Annotated in this window: 11 protein-coding genes; 6 read left to right on the top strand and 5 right to left on the bottom strand. The window is 62.9% G+C overall.

Annotation, left to right across the window (positions count from 1 at the left end):
- The first annotated feature begins 16 nt into the window (after positions 1–16).
- From ACFWHR_RS02080 to ACFWHR_RS02090, 3 genes are all read left to right on the top strand, one after another.
- Positions 17–418, top strand: a complete 402-nt coding sequence (locus ACFWHR_RS02080) for a cytidine deaminase (RefSeq protein WP_382446609.1) — start codon at positions 17–19, stop codon at positions 416–418.
- 31 nt (positions 419–449) lie between these two features.
- Positions 450–1,961 (top strand): DHA2 family efflux MFS transporter permease subunit, encoded by a 1,512-nt coding sequence (locus tag ACFWHR_RS02085; RefSeq protein WP_382446610.1) that lies wholly within the window; start codon positions 450–452, stop codon positions 1,959–1,961.
- Between the two features lie 115 nt (positions 1,962–2,076).
- A complete protein-coding gene (locus ACFWHR_RS02090) occupies positions 2,077–2,394 on the top strand; it encodes an MTH1187 family thiamine-binding protein (RefSeq protein WP_382446611.1) in 318 nt (105 codons plus the stop codon).
- Between the two features lie 184 nt (positions 2,395–2,578).
- On the opposite strand, the gene ACFWHR_RS02095 is transcribed toward ACFWHR_RS02090, so the two are convergent.
- A complete protein-coding gene (locus ACFWHR_RS02095) occupies positions 2,579–3,250 on the bottom strand; it encodes a TetR/AcrR family transcriptional regulator (RefSeq protein ID WP_382446612.1) in 672 nt (223 codons plus the stop codon).
- A gap of 148 nt (positions 3,251–3,398) precedes the next feature.
- Here ACFWHR_RS02095 and ACFWHR_RS02100 point away from each other — a divergent pair, with 148 nt between their 5' ends.
- Entirely contained in the window at positions 3,399–4,481 is a 1,083-nt protein-coding gene (locus tag ACFWHR_RS02100; RefSeq protein WP_382446613.1) for a zinc-binding dehydrogenase, read from the top strand.
- Between the two features lie 105 nt (positions 4,482–4,586).
- On the opposite strand, the gene ACFWHR_RS02105 is transcribed toward ACFWHR_RS02100, so the two are convergent.
- Both ACFWHR_RS02105 and ACFWHR_RS02110 read right to left on the bottom strand, forming a co-directional pair.
- Positions 4,587–5,501, bottom strand: coding sequence for a hypothetical protein (locus ACFWHR_RS02105; RefSeq protein ID WP_382446614.1), 915 nt, complete (start codon positions 5,499–5,501; stop codon positions 4,587–4,589).
- 141 nt (positions 5,502–5,642) lie between these two features.
- Positions 5,643–6,479, bottom strand: coding sequence for a hypothetical protein (locus ACFWHR_RS02110; protein WP_382446615.1), 837 nt, complete (start codon positions 6,477–6,479; stop codon positions 5,643–5,645).
- Positions 6,480–6,594: 115 nt separating this feature from the next.
- Here ACFWHR_RS02110 and ACFWHR_RS02115 point away from each other — a divergent pair, with 115 nt between their 5' ends.
- Entirely contained in the window at positions 6,595–8,121 is a 1,527-nt protein-coding gene (locus tag ACFWHR_RS02115) for a hypothetical protein (protein ID WP_382446616.1), read from the top strand.
- A gap of 15 nt (positions 8,122–8,136) precedes the next feature.
- Here the strand turns inward: ACFWHR_RS02115 and ACFWHR_RS02120 are convergent, their stop codons facing one another.
- Together ACFWHR_RS02120 and ACFWHR_RS02125 are read right to left on the bottom strand one after the other, a co-directional pair.
- Positions 8,137–8,832 (bottom strand): hypothetical protein, encoded by a 696-nt coding sequence (locus tag ACFWHR_RS02120; RefSeq protein ID WP_382446617.1) that lies wholly within the window; start codon positions 8,830–8,832, stop codon positions 8,137–8,139.
- 242 nt (positions 8,833–9,074) lie between these two features.
- Complete coding sequence (locus ACFWHR_RS02125; protein ID WP_382446618.1) at positions 9,075–11,573, bottom strand: LuxR C-terminal-related transcriptional regulator; 2,499 nt, start codon at positions 11,571–11,573, stop codon at positions 9,075–9,077.
- 711 nt (positions 11,574–12,284) lie between these two features.
- Here ACFWHR_RS02125 and ACFWHR_RS02130 point away from each other — a divergent pair.
- Positions 12,285–15,116 carry a right-handed parallel beta-helix repeat-containing protein gene (locus ACFWHR_RS02130; protein WP_382446619.1) on the top strand — a complete coding sequence of 944 codons (2,832 nt, stop codon included), beginning with the start codon at positions 12,285–12,287 and terminating at the stop codon, positions 15,114–15,116.
- The last annotated feature ends 1 nt before the right edge of the window (position 15,117 follow it).

The following is a 15,117-nucleotide window of genomic DNA, read 5'->3' on the forward strand; positions in this document are numbered from 1 at the left end:
CGATTACGATGAAGCCATGGCCCTCGACATCGATTGGAATGCGTTGCAGGCGGCCGCCCTCGCCGCAGCCGAGCACGCGTACGCTCCCTATTCGAAGTATGCGGTCGGCTGTGCGGCCCTCGTCGACGATGGCCGCGTGATCGTCGGCTGCAACGTCGAAAACGCGAGCTACGGGGTGACACTCTGCGCCGAGTGCGCGATGATCGGCCAATTGCATCTCGGTGGCGGCGGTCGCCTCATCGCGTTCGTCTGCGTCGGGAACGGGCAACCAGTGACGCCGTGCGGGCGCTGCCGACAGTTGCTCTCGGAGGCTGCGGCCCCCGGCATGCTGCTCAAAACGCCGAGCGGATTCTGCACCATCGAGCAGATTTTGCCCGAAAGTTTCGGGTCAGCCGCCCTCGGAACCAACTCCCGCTAGCAATGTCCGAGGCGCGGAGTAGTCTTCTCGAGTGAGTACCAATACCCCCGCTGCCCCGAAGCCCGAGATTCGCCCCTGGCCCGCCCTGTGGTCGCTGGTGCTCGGCTTCTTCATGATCCTCGTCGACACCACCATCGTGTCGGTTGCGAACCCGTCCATCATGGAGGGGCTCGGCACCACGATGGTCGCGACGCTGTGGGCGACGAGCGCGTATCTGCTCGCGTACGCCGTGCCGCTGCTCATTACGGGCCGTCTCGGCGACCGGTTCGGGCCGCGCCGTATCTACCTCATCGGTCTGACCGTCTTCACGCTCTCGTCGCTGGCCTGCGGCCTGTCGGGCACGATTGAGGCGCTGATTATCGCCCGCGTCTTCCAGGGGCTCGGCGCCGCGCTCATGACGCCGCAGACGATGGCGGTCATTACGCGCATTTTCCCGCCCCGCAACCGCGGCTCGGCGATGGCCGTGTGGGGCGTCACGGCTGGCGTCGCGACCCTCGTCGGCCCGATTCTCGGCGGCGTGCTGCTCGACGGCTTTGGCTGGGAGTGGATCTTCTTCATCAACGTGCCCGTTGGCGTGGTCGGCTTCATTCTCGCGCTGCGCTTCGTGCCGAAGCTTGAGACGCACGCGCACCGCTTCGACTGGATCGGCGTGCTGCTCAGCGCGGCCGGCATGTTCATGGTCGTCTTCGGCATTCAAGAGGGCGAGAGCTACGACTGGGGCCAGATCTGGGGTCCGATCTCGGTGTGGAGCCTCATCATCGTTGGCGCGCTCGTGCTGGTGCTGTTCGTCTTCTGGCAGCGCGTGCAGCGCGGTGAACCGTTGCTGCCACTTGAGGTGTTCCGCGACCGCAACTTCTCGGTCGGCACCGGCACGATCACGACTGTCGGCCTCGCCGTCACGAGCATGGGCCTGCCGCTGATGTTCTACTTCCAGCTCGTGCGCGGCATGACGCCGACGCAGTCGGCGCTGATGCTCGTGCCGATGGCGCTGCTCTCGGCGGGCCTTGCGCGACCGGTCGGCCTGCTCATCGACCGCACCGACCCGCGTCGCATCGCGACGTTCGGCCTCACGCTGGTCGCCGTCGGCATGCTGCTCTACTACTTCCTCCTCACACCAGACATGCCGCTCTGGGTGCTGCTCGTGCCGAGCGCGGTGCTGGGCGTCGCGAATGCCTGCATGTGGGGCCCGCTCGCGTCGATCACGACGTTCAGCCTGCCGCCGCACCTCGCTGGCGCCGGGTCCGGCGTCTACAACACGTCCCGCCAGGTCGGCGCCGTGCTTGGTTCTGCGGCGATCGCCGCCCTGATGCAGGCGCGCATCACCGCCGAGCTCGGCGGCGCAGCCGGGGGAGCGGGTGCTGGCGAGGCCGGTATGAGCGGCCAGCTGCCAGAGGTTGCTCGCGAGGGCTTCTCGACGGCAATGGGCCAGTCGCTGCTGCTGCCCGTCGCGGCGATCGTCGTCGGCGCGATCATCTCGCTCTGGTTCGGGCGCCGCCCGGCCAAGACCAACACCAACCCCATCGAGGTGCCGGTCGAGGCCTGAGCGCTGAGCTAGCTCGGCCTGAACTGGCTCAGCCCCGAGCTGGTTCGGTCCTCGAGCCGGCTCACGCTCCGCCTCGCGGCCCGTCGCAAGCCCCACTACTGAAAGGCTCACGAACATGATCCTCGCATTCTCCGTCGCCCCGTCGGGCACCGGCAACGCCTCAGTCTCAGACGCCGTCGCCGAGGCGGTGAAGGTCGTGCGCGCCTCGGGCCTGCCGCACCGCACCTCGTCGATGTTCACCGAGATCGAGGGCGAGTGGCACGAGGTTTTCGACGTCGTCAAGCGAGCCACCGAGGCGGTGCTGCCGTTCGGCTCCCGCGTCTCTCTCGTGATGAAGGCCGACATCCGCCCGGGTTTCACGGGCGAGCTCGACGGGAAGCTGGAGCGGTTGGAGAAGGCTATCGAGGAGCCGAGCACATCGCAGACTGCCTAGGTCCCTCGACGGCGTGATGCTGGCGAGCGCCGAATCCTTTCGAATCAACGCGAAGCCTAGATTGTCCGCCAACGTGGAGTTGCACCGAGTGTTCAATTGCTGCTCGGTGTGCCGTCCACCGGGTCGATGGGTGTGCATCATTCGCGGCTGAATTGCGCAGTACGCACGGCGTTGGGTACTGCGCCTATGCCCGTGGCGGCGCGCCAGTGTGGACACTGTCTGGAGTATGCGGCCTCGAATCGAGAACGAGATCCCCAGCTAACCAAGACGGGAGTAGCGGCAGGATGGCGGAAGTAAACTCCCGCTTGTCACGCCCCGCTGGTTGTGCCAGCCACCCCAACATCGCGTGCAGGATGCCTCCGGCGATGTAGTCGCTGATCGTCCTGAGCGTGCTCGATGGCAAATCAGGCTGTTCTTCGCGGATGACGTTATCGAGGTTACCCGCAACCTGTGCGCTCAAGTGTTCGTGCAGCCGTTCTTCGGCCGAGGTCGATGGTCGACTCAAAAGGAAGTCGCGGTTGCGCTCCAACGCCTCCAAAAGCTCCGTGAGTGCTTGTACGGTCAATGTAGAGCGGGGGCTGGACGAGCCCCTCCGGCGTTGAAGGTCTCGTCTGCTGATCTCGTCGATGATCCCGTCCATGACGAAGACGAATACGTCGTCTACGGCGGAGAAGTGAACGTAGAACGTGCTTCGACCGATGCCCGCCTGATCGCAGAGACCCGCGACAGTGGGGAACGTGCCTTGCTCGAGCAGCTCCTCGAGTGCCTCGACGATCTTCCGTCTCGTGGCGGCGGCGCGGGGGTCCATCGTGACGGCTCGCTCTTGTCGGCGCGTTGCTTGCTTCGAATCCGTCATGACTCAATCATGCCCTGAAAGACTTTATAGCCAACTGTCTATGAACGGGAGTAGCCTCTTACGTGCGCGCAACGTTGCTGGTTGCTGATCCTTCGGTCTGCGGCGATCGCGTGTGATTACATCAACATCAACGTGCGAAGGAGCACCAATGAAGGCAGCAGTAGTCCGTAAATTTGGCGGAGGGTTCCACACGGAAGAGGTGACCCTCGCCGACCCGGTGGGTCGTGAAGTCCTCATCCAGGTCAAGGCGTCTGGCCTGTGCCACAGCGACGAGCTCGCCCAGTCCACGAACCTGGGATTCGATGTCCCAGTAGTGTTCGGCCATGAGGTTGCCGGCATCGTTACGGCCATCGGAGACGGGGTTGGAGACATCGTCGTGGGCGACCACGTCGTGGGATGCCTGGTTCAGTACTGCGGAGCCTGCCTCCAGTGCCTTACCGGTAATGTCAACCTTTGCCTCCACCCCGAGGCCACGGTCCGTGACCACCGCATCACCGACAGTGAAGGGCAGCCGCTCAACCAGGGCATGGGCCTCGGTGGGTTCGCAGAATACGCCCTCATCCATGAGAACCAGCTCGCGAAGGTGCCCGACGCGATGCCATTCCCGCAGGCCGCTCTTCTCGGTTGTGGCGTTGTCACGGGCGCCGGGGCGGTCATGAACACTGCCAACGTGCAGCCGGGGCAAACTGTGGCCATCATCGGCACCGGTGGCGTGGGGACCAATGCGATTAGCGGTGCCGTCATTGCCGGCGCAAGCAAGATCATCGCAATCGATGTTGCCGACGACAAGCTCGCCAACGCGCGTCAATTCGGAGCGACCGACACCGTGAACTCTCGCGAGGTCGATGCCGTCCAAGCCGTCAAAGACGCCACCGGCGGCCTTGGCGCCGACTTTGTCTTTGACTTCGTTGGTGCTCGCGGTGTCACCCGTTCCGGGTTCGACATGCTGGCCCAGGGCGGGGGCCTATATCTCATTGGTGTGCTCGATCCCGCCAACAGTATCGAAGTGTCCTCCTTCGAGCTCCTCGGCGGACGCAAGCGCATTGAGGGTGTGTACATGGGTTCGACGAACCCAAAACGCGACATCCCAATGATCGCGGAACTCTATCTGCAGGGCCGTTACAAGCTCGATGAACTGGTTTCGAAAGAGATCTCACTCGATGAGATCCCAGAGGGATACGCATCTCTGAGCGATCCCAAGATTAACCGCGTGGTCATTACCTCGTTCTAACGAGGACGGTCGGCGCCCCGATGTCTCGAGTGCGTTTTGGGCGCCGACTTGCGGGAAGCTGGAGCGGTCGGAGGCGGTGCTGGAAGCGTAGTTTCTGGCGGGTAGCTACCCCTGACCGCTGCAGTAGGCCGATAGGCGCTCCTCGCCAGCGGTCAGGGTCTCGTCCCAAACGGTGAACGCTGCATCGGCATCTGCGATGTAGGCATCGAGCTCTTCCGGGGGAAGCCGCTTCGCTTCCTCCTCCGTGAGCAGAGTTGTGACCGTGTCGTCGTAGTACGTCTCGTACGCGTCGTACATGCGTGCCAAATCCGCATACGCCTCGGGATCAGTCACCTGCGCGAGCGCCGCTTTCAGCTGCACAAGCCCGTCGCCCGCTTGGTGTTGAGCGGCAGCCACGTCACCGCTCGCCGCGATGCTGGAGGCGTCGCTAAACACCACTCCCGCGTCGACCCAGTCGCCGTTGGCGATTTCGCACGCCTGTGCTGCGGTTTGGCCGCTCTGCATCACACCGCATAGATCGTAACGCTGCACGTCTGCATCAGACATCTGCTGCTCAAAAGCGGTTTTCTGCTCCCCCAGAATGACCAGGAGATTCGCGGGATCCTCAAGATTGACGACGTACCCTTCCGGAACGTCGCCCATGCCGGGCCAAATGGTGTCAGCGTACTGCTGATGCGCACTGATCGACGCGTCGAGAGCCGTTCGCAGCTCGGGAGCTTCGACACGGTCCGCGATGTTTTGCAAGGAGGCAATCACAGCCTGATGTTCCGTGCGCTTCTGCGCGAAATCCTTGCTCTGCGTATCGGCTTCGAGTTCCACCCAAGGATCAAGAGCGAATCCCCATTCGGAGTTCACCGTCTCGCATGCGTCGTCAAGGCTCTGCTCCGCAGGCGATGTGTGAGCCGGAGCGGATGCGGTGTCGTCGCCGGCAGACGGGATCAGCGCCGCGCATCCCGCTGTGCTCACCGTCAACGCGATAGCCAACGCGACCATCCCGGAGCGTCTGGTGAAGCTTCGCATGCTGTCTCCCTGCTGGTCGCCGATATCACCGTCTTTCAGTGTAAGTGGACGTGCCCTGGCTGCGTCCATCATCAAGATCATGACGAGGGACTCAGGAACGAGGGGTGCCCGCCCGCCGTCAGAAAACGTGTGCGCAGCTGGTCACGTGGTCGCGCCAGTGTTCGCCCACTCCAGCGTCGACATCTTCGTCTCGATTGCTTCCAAGCCGACGTGCTTGCATCCAACCATGGTGAGCCTGCGGAGCAGCGGAAGATCGTTGATGGCAGCGATGCCGGCGATCTTCGCGCAGTATTGGATGTTCAGGATCTCGAGTCGCTGAAGCGCCGCCAGCTCTGAGATGTCGCCCAGGGACGTGAGGTTCTTCAATCGCAGGGCCTCCAGCTGAGGCAGCGCGCTGATCCCGGTGATCGATGTGAGCGCGCGTGAGTTCAGCAGCCCGAGCCGGCGGAGGTCGGCTGGTTCGAGGAGTGCGAACACGTCCTCATCAAAGGGGCCCCGCAATAGGTTCAGCTCTTCCAACGGAAGTTCGAGCGCCTGACGGACGTTCTTTAGGGACTTCTGCGGGGAGAACGACAGCTCCCGAAGCTTGGGGAAGTGCTCGTTCTTGAACCGGAAGGGGTCGTCAACGTAGAGGGTTTTCAGATTTGGCACCACCACATCCGGCCACACCAGAGTTCGTTCCCCCACGTGCACGGAGAGCCTTTCTAAGCTCTCGGGCAGGTCGCCCTGCCGCAATTGGGTGACGATAGTGGGGAGTACACGTCCCGGTCCGATGCTGAGGGCCTTCAACTCAGTCATTGCGGTAACGACTTCGGGAAGCCGGTCGATGGGCCCGTCGAGCGGAGACCACAGGTGCACATCGGCGACACGGGAAAGATGCTCTGCGTCGTAGGGCTGATCGTAGAAGATGAGGTCTCTGCCTGGCACGTCGAACTGCTCCCGATGTCTGCTGTGCAGCACCATCGTCTTGCTACTCATAACGCCCTCGTCCGTTCTCTACTGGCGCCGAAGCCTCGACACGTCTCTTCGGCTTTCAGATTATCGGTGGCGTGCACTCGCGGTCTGCCCGTCCTATCTCGGTAGCCTGGTTTCCGTGGAATCTCAGCGAATGGACGCGTCTGTGACACCTCGGGATCTTCGAGTTCCGGTCCCCGAAGATGCTCCGCATCATTTCGCCACGGCAACTGTCGTTCTTGGCGGGAGAGTGCTGCTCACCTCCTGGGTGGAGGGCCGCGCGAGCTACCGGCTCGGAATCCTCGACCTGCGCACCGGGCAGTGGCGGGTGATGGCGGGATTGCGCGGAACGCTCCGAGACGCGCTCGCGTTTGCGGACGACCGGGCTCTGCTACTCACCGACCATGCGCTGACCGAAATCGACCTGGCAACACACACGATTACTCGCCAACTGACGTCGAAGATCGGGAGGTACAACACGTATCTCCGCCGCGTAGACCGCGAAGACCGCGAAGACGGCGAAGACGGCGATGTCGTGGCCGTGGGGAGCGCCAACGCCGCTATGGAGACGCTCGTGTCTCTGGACGCGCTGACCGTCGCGAGGCGCCGCCGGCGAGGTCCTTTGGCTTCGGCGCTGCTGTCGACCGGCGCAACCCGTGCGGGCGCTGCACGCGTACTGGCCTCGCGGGAGGCGTTCGCGATCATTGCCACGGAGACGCGAGAGTCTGCCCCTCAACGCCTCCTCGTGCTGACGTCAGACGGTTACTCGGAGACGGTCTCCGTCGACTTCCCCAGCGGACTACACAGTGCGCACTGGGTAGCTGACGGCGCTCTCGCCGCGGGGACAGACATTGGGCAGGCGCGTACTCTCACCGTCATCCCGGCAGTGATCTCGAGCATCGCCGACTCAAATGGGATGACACTGGATGATCTGGTGTCTGCGGCGAATGAATCCGCCGCGAAAATACTGGACGCGCGCGCCCGCCGAAACCCGCCGCGCACGGTCTATCGTGATCTTCGGCTCGAGCCGGGTGAAGAGATAGCCGACGTCACGGCCCGTCGGGTCACTCTGGAGAATTGCGTCGCTGGCCGCGCTGCCGACAGACACGAGCGTCCCCGGATCACTCGCGTGCACCTCACCGACCTCGAGCTGCAAAACAGCTCCCTCAACGGCGCCGTCCTCGAGGACGTCACCGTCGACGGGTTGCGCTGCCCCGGGAGTTCAGGGTTTTTCTTCGGTTGCGAGCTCCACCGCGTCACCCTCACAGGACGCGTGCACGGACTCATCCTCAACCCCACCCTGGACGCCCTCGATCATGCGACCAGTGCCCGTTACGCACAGTGGCACCGCGAGCGGATGGACGATCCGGGATGGATGCTCGACCTCACCGAAGCGACCGGCAATATTACGATCCGCGGCTACCCGTCTCGGTTCATCCGCCGCAACCCGAACCTTCAGGCGGTAGTCACCGCGGAAGCTCTGCGCACACACGATTGGCGTGCGGTCGACGCGGGTCGCTCTTCGCTTCGAGTGTCTCTCCAGGAACTCGCCCGCTCCGACTGGGGAGACGCGACCCTGATCGCTGACCCGCACGGCCCTCGTGCCAACGATGATCTTCGCTACATCGAACGACTCCGGCACGAAGGAATTGCTCTGCCGGACTAAGCCTTCAGCCGGTGGCTACTCCATACCCTCGAGCAACTCGGAGAGTTCGTTGGGTGTGGCTCCCGAAGCTTTCGCGAGTTCTCCGAAGCGAGCATCCACGGCAGCTTGTTCGGCGTCGTCCGCATTCGTGAACAGCGAAATGTATTCCGCATCGCCGCCGGTTTCTTCGACCGACTGCACGCGGATGAGCCAGCAGGTTGCATCTGGAGTGAAGCCCTCATGGACTTCCCACGCGAGTGCGAGCGCAGCGATGCAGACGTTGTTGGCGAGGAGAAGATCCGCGGCCGTCGCGTCATCTTTCACGACCGCTAGCTCAAACAGGTCGGCCATCGTGTGGGTGGGTGAAATCTTCTTGTCGTTCGAGAGGAACTCGTCTGCAGCCTCGCGGTGCTCCTCGCACAAGAACCGCGCAGCGAGCCACGTCATCGCGGGGTCTTTCAGCTCTGATGCGCTGGCTGCGTCATCTGCCCGCGTGCAGGCATCGAGTCCCATCTCCACCACAGTTTCTCGCGTCGTTGTGTCAGCTTCATCCCACGCGGCGAGTTCTATCGTGGTCCAAGACGACGTGGGGTCAAGGCTTGCGACCATCGGGACCGCGAGTATCACGTTGTCGAAGAACTGCTGCTGCGCTGCTGGGTCTTCCCTGTTATCTGCAGTGCTGGGTGCGGCCGGCGCGTTCGAAGAACTATCGTCCGCTAAGAAGCTCGGCACCAATCCACATCCGGTCAACAACACGGAACCGGTAATCGCGGCGCAGGCCGCCAGCGCTGACCATGTCCGTCGTGATTGTGATCTTGACACTGCAACTCTCCTCGTTCTGTGCCCAGGGATGCCCGGGACGCCGTCGAAGGTGTACACGCACGCTCGCCCGTGTGCAAGACAAATCGTACCTCGTGGGCGCGTCCGTTGAGGTCGCGAGAGCGCTCGAGCAGATGGTCGCCGAGCGTTACCCCTCAGTAGACATCGCTGAGCGCCGCACTGATTTCGCGTCGGCTGCTGACGTCGAGTTTTCGCATGACGCGGTGCAGGTGGGTTTCGACCGTTCTGACGCTCAGTACGAGCTGGTTAGCGATCTCTTGATTCGAGAGCCCCTCAGCTGCGAGCTCCGCAACCTCGCGTTCTCTGTCAGTCAGCGTGACCGCGTTGATGGAGAAGCGTGAGACATCGATTCGTCGTGAGGCGTGCTGGTGCCGAATCTCCGCCAGTCGTGATTCGGCCCTTTCAGCGAGAGCGGACGCCGATTGGCGTTCACCCAGGGAGATTACGGTCTGGTACGCACGCATCGAGAGCCCGATCCTGCCCAGCGAATGGAGCTTGTCAGCGGCGCGCATCGTCTGCTCCATGTCTTCGGCGTAGGCGGCGGAGTAGTAGTCGGCCTGGGCCTGGAAGATGACCGGCACGTCGGCATTGTCGAGCCGCTGCTGAACCTGTTCCAGTCGATCCTTCGAGGGTGCGATCTCCAGTGCCGAGAGAAAGCACGACAGCGCTGAGAACCGGGCCCCCCGGCCCCACAGGGACACCGCCGCATCCCAGAAGATCTGCGCGCCCTGCTCGGGGAGGCCGTTGAAAACCGCGTACTGGGCTGTCGCCCAGGCCCTCGTCTGCCCCGGCAGGGCGCCGTCTGGCGTGTGGAGTCGGTCGATCTCCGCGATCAGGCGCTCGCCCGTCGACATCTGACCCTGACGGAACGCCGCGAGCGCGCCGGTCGACAACAGTGCGAGCTGGTTTCCGGCGGGAAACGGAGTGGGGTCACCCGCAGAGAAGATCGTCTCGACGAGCTCATCGAGTCCGTCCATGTCGCCCGAGTACACGTGGCACAGCAGCGCCGCGGCACCGAAGGTTCGCACGCCCTCAATGTCCAGGTAGCCGTGAGACTCGTCGAGGCCGCGCGAAAGCAACTCGAGCGCCTTGTCGCAGCGCCCGGTGCCAAGCAGGTTGATCGCCTGCAAGACCCGAGACATGGTCGTGAGTGGACCGAGCCCCTCCAGAACTCCCAGCACGCGCTGCGCGTCCCGCAGTCTTCCCGCACTCGTGAGTACCAAAAGCTGGGTCTGCAGCAGGGTGGTCTTCACGGGAAGCGGAAGTTCGTCAGATACCTCGAGGGTTGTCGCGAAGTCGTCCGGGCAGCCTTCCAAACTCACGCTGATCTCTACCGAGGTGGCGTCTAAGATCCTGGCGTACACGCCTAGGGGTCGCTTGGATTCAGCGAGGTAGTTGTGAGCCGCCTCGACGCTGTGCTCGACGTAGGCCATCCACTTGGCCTTCAAGGCATGGAAGCCAGCCTGCTCTGCGAGGTCTTCGGAACCGAGATCAGTCTTCGCGAACACGCGCTGCACGGTCGCTACGACCGTGGGCGTAAGGGTGTGACTCAATGCCTCGACATAGCGAATGGCATTCGACGGCGTGGGCGACGACTCCCACTCAGATGCCGTGACGATTCGGAGGGCGCGTGCCCGTTCGTGCAGCAGCCGCACAAACAGTGCTTCGCGTTCAGGAGTGAGTTCCGGCTGGTACAGCCGCTCGGAGAGAATCGCGGCAGCCGATTCGGCGGTCCCGAGCCGATTCACGATGAGCTCGGTGAGTCGTACCCGACGCGCATTCAACGGTTCATGACGAAAGAACTCAACGAGTAGCGGCGGAATCACCGCAATGAGTTGCGACTTTCCGCTCTCAATAAATGAAATCATCGAGCGTTCTTCGAGAAGTTCCAGGGTTCCCCAGTCCACGAGCTTACGAACTGTCTCGAGCGTGGCGAGACCCGCAATCGCGATGATCTCAAGCGCATCCCGAGCTTCTGAATCGAGATTTTCCAGGTAGCCCTCGAGCACCGCGCGCAGCCCAGGGCTCCACATGTCTCGAGCGGCAACCCACTCGCCGCTCCGAAGTACGAGTTGCCCCTCACGGGAAGTGGCATCGACCAGGTTCACTGCGAGCCCGATATTGCCGCCCGACTTGGCATAGATGCGACTCATGGTGCTCGACTCGACGGGCGCATCGAGGTACTCGGCGAGCGCACGCTCCATATCTTCAAACCCCAGTGGGGTCATGTCTATGACGTAGGAGGGTTCGAGGGTGGATGCATCAAGGCCGGTGGGGGTGTGTCGTGCGCGAAGCCCCTGAAGCCTCGAGAGCACGATCGCAACGCCGTCCCGGCGGCGAAGCGACTCGGCTACGCCCCACGATGATTCGTCGAGGTCGTCCCAATCGTCAAGAAACAGCACCGACTTCGCCTGATTGAGCTTGGTATGCAGGGCTGCGGCAGTCTCGTGGAGGGTGCCACTCGGCCGAGCCCCTCCGCCGATACCCGCGAGGTGCAGTGCCGCCAGGGGATGCTGTCGCAAAGACGCGATTCCCTGAACGGTGACGACCGTCCAATCGCTGTCAATGAGCTTTTTCTTGAGTGCGCCGAGGAAAGCGGTACGGCCGCTCCCGCGCCCGCCGACGACATCCACACTGATACCTGCCTGAACGAGGTCGACCGCTCGAGCCAGGGTTTCTCTTCGTCCAACTAGCATCGGCGCCCGCTTTCTCACGACTCCTCGCCGATTGCAGAGAGCTTATACCCAGCCCGGGTGCGCCGGATAGCCCGGTGGGAGGGACCCGCTATGGGAGCTGGATCGAACCCTGGCACTGTCGGTTCCATCCGGTTCCTTCATGTAGCGATGCAACAAGTGAGAGGCCCCGGCGCTCCAAGATTGGGGGGAGGGGGCGCCGGGGCAAGGAAGGCATCGCGTGCCGCATCAAGATCGGGGAATCCGACGCAAATCGCACTGATGATGTGCCTTCACACCGAAACTAACGAGCGAATCCCGCAACATTCGCGCGCGAGCGTGAACGTACGTAGTCACCTTGTGCGGATCTGAGTACTTTCCCCGGCGCCATACGTAGGTGACCCGTCGCAGATTTGGCGGGAGAGAACCGAAGTGCATCGGACTACTGAGCGGCGCTGCTGGTCCCACGTATGGATCTGCGAGAGCACGCAACAACCAGCTGGTCGCTACGTAAGTACGCCTCGAAACGGTCAAACCGTCGCTCAGGTACCGAATAGTGGTAATCGGACCGCGCTTCAGTTTCTCGTATCGAAGCGCGACGGCCTGAGGCGAGTGCCTGAGGAAAGCGTTGACAGCGAACGTGCACAGCACACTATGAAGGGATTTCTGGCTATGAGGCATCGGGCGACCACAGGACGCATTGCGTTGGGTCGGCATGCAGTGCCCGCCGGTCAGGGAAAGAAACTGCTGGGGCGGGGCGTTGCGGCGACCGTTGCGGTGCTCGCCTTGCTGGTGGCGCCACTCTTGACCGCGCCGGGGGCGCAAGCTGTCACGCACACATTTGAGATTGACTCACTCGACGCGACGATCACCGCAAAGGACCTCGTGGTTGGCGACGGTGTGTGCGCGACCGCCGCAGGGACCTGCACGATGCAGGCCGCGCTGCAGGAGACGAACGCACTGAACCTCCCGGCGGGTGCTGCACTCATCACGGTGAAGGCCGGCCTCACCGGCAATATCAACCCGCTGCTTGCGAGCCGCATGGACACCACTTCGATTTCGGATCTCGACACGGGCGCTCACTACCTCGTGACCGCGCCGGTCACCATCGACCTGAAGCACCAGGTCACCATGGAGACGCTGCTCGACTCTGCGCCAGCGATGTTCCACGTGAACGGGTCGAACATCAACTTCTTGAACATGGACAACGTGCTCGCCGGCGAGACCTCATACGTGATGGGGCCGAAGGCCGACGGTGTGGTCATTGACGGGGGCACCTCCCTCACCCAGCGCAGCTACGGCCCCGAGCGCTTCGTGGTCTACCGCGAGGGTGCGAAGAACATCACCGTGAAGAATTATCGGCTCCAGGGCTTCTACCCGGGCACCGCCCTGTTCTATTTCAACCAGCGCGCCAACACGCCCGTCGAGAACGTCGTCATCGACACAGTGCAGATCACCTACACCGTTGGTGGGGCGTGTACCGCGACTGACGGTTCCGGCTGCCGTACCGACCTCGTTGGCTTTCAACAGCGCGGCGCGAACGCCGTTCTCAATGGTTTTACGTTCACGAACTCGTTCGTCTCGAACATCACCACCAACGCGACGTTCCCCTTTACTACCGGCGCTGCGGTTGCCAACAGCGTCAATGCGTCGAACATCAATATCTCGAACAACCAGTTCATCAACATGCAGGGTTCGGGCGGCACTGGCGCGCACAACGCGTTCATTGCACTTCCGTACGGCCCCATGGGCGGTTCGAACGTGATCGAGAACAACAAGATCACCCGTGCCACCTCGGGGCATGCCTACGCCATTTCGTGGGCGGGCAATACCGCGTCGGGCAGCGCGGGCAAACTGCGGATCTCGAACAACTACTTCACTGGCTACACGGGCACCTCGATTTATCTGCATAACACGGGTGACGTGCTCGTCGAGAAGAACACGTTTGGCGGGCGCAGCGCGAGCCAGGCTCGGCCGGCGGTACTGGAAGAAACTCGAGACGGCACGACGACGCTCATCGACAACTACGTGAACGCCAACAACCGGATCAACACCTGGTATCCGTCCGCGGACGCAGCAGTGCTGACCACTGACGTCCCGGCCGATGCGCAGCACGTCGATTCGCCGCTGGCGGAGGACGTTCCGGTCTGTGTCGCGACGCTCGACGTGAAGTACCCGGCGACGGCGCCCTTCCCCTCCGAGAAGGTCGACCTTGACCTGTATTGGACGCAGGATCGCACCGCCGAGGTCTACCTCGGGCGCGTGGAGCAGGTGAGCGGATCGGCCGCGAAGCTCGTGATCGACCTCCCGGTTGGCGCGCAGAAATTCCCGTCCACGGTTGTCGACTCGTTTGACGAGGCAACGATCGTCGATGCCGCGACCGGCAAAGCCGGAGGCTACCTCCGCGTGCAAACGATCGCAAACAGTGGAACTCAGGCATCGCAGTTCTCCCGCACGGTCGGCTTCAGTGGGAACTGCCGCCCGGATCTCACGATCAATCAGGCAGACAACCAGAACGACTCGACGTTGGCGCGCGATCTCCACTACACGGTGGAGTCCTCGTTGCCGCTCGATCCGGCCTCGGTGTCGGCTGCGGTCGTTGACGTCACCGCGGTCGGGGTCTCCGAGACCATCGACGCAGGTCGATTGAACCCGCGTACGGTCACCGTGACTCCGATCGCCGGCAGTGCGAATAAGAAGTTCGATGTGATCGCGCGAGTCGATGATTCAGCGAAGGTGACCGCGACAATCGCCGCCGAGAAGGTGACGAGTGCCGGTGGTCTGAAAAACGCTGCCGCCGCGAAGAGCACCGATCCGAATATCACCTTCATCAACCCGATTTCGACGAAGCCCAGTTCGTTCACCCTCGTCACCGGCGAGCCCGACGGCAAGCAATACGGTTTCTCAATCGCACCTGGAGCGCCGACGCCGAGCGCCGACCTCAACTTCACCGGAGTCCTCGACCAGACCGACCTTGACCACAGTGTGCACCTGTCGACCGACAAGCCCGCGATCGCCGCTGGCGAAACCAGCTCGGACAAGGTGCGGGTCACTGCAGATGCCGGCGACGTCGTGGCGAACACACCGGTGAGAATCTCGCACACCGTCGCCTCGGATGACACGAACTATGACGGGCTGGTTGTCAGGGCCACCACCGTGAAGCTCTTCTCGACCGACCCATCGATTCAGATCACGAAGCGCGCATTCGTCGATGTGAGAGACAGTTCGACTCCCGCACAGATCATGGCGACGGGCACCGAGGCGCTCAGCGGCATGAGGCTCACGGACGGGCAGGCGGTCTGCTTCGTCTACCAAGTGTCGAACATCTCGGCTGACGACTGGGCCACGAAGCTCACGGACGTGAAGGTGACCGACTCCGATACACGCCTCGGTAACGGCGGAGCGATCGGAACAGTCGCTGAGCTGGGCATCGGCCAGAGCACGCTGCTGTCAGCCTGCGGAGCATTGATCCCCGTTGATACGACGGTGAGCGCTGCCGAGTGAC

It is taken from the genome of Leucobacter sp. NPDC058333, assembly GCF_042726155.1.
Classification (GTDB): domain Bacteria; phylum Actinomycetota; class Actinomycetes; order Actinomycetales; family Microbacteriaceae; genus Leucobacter.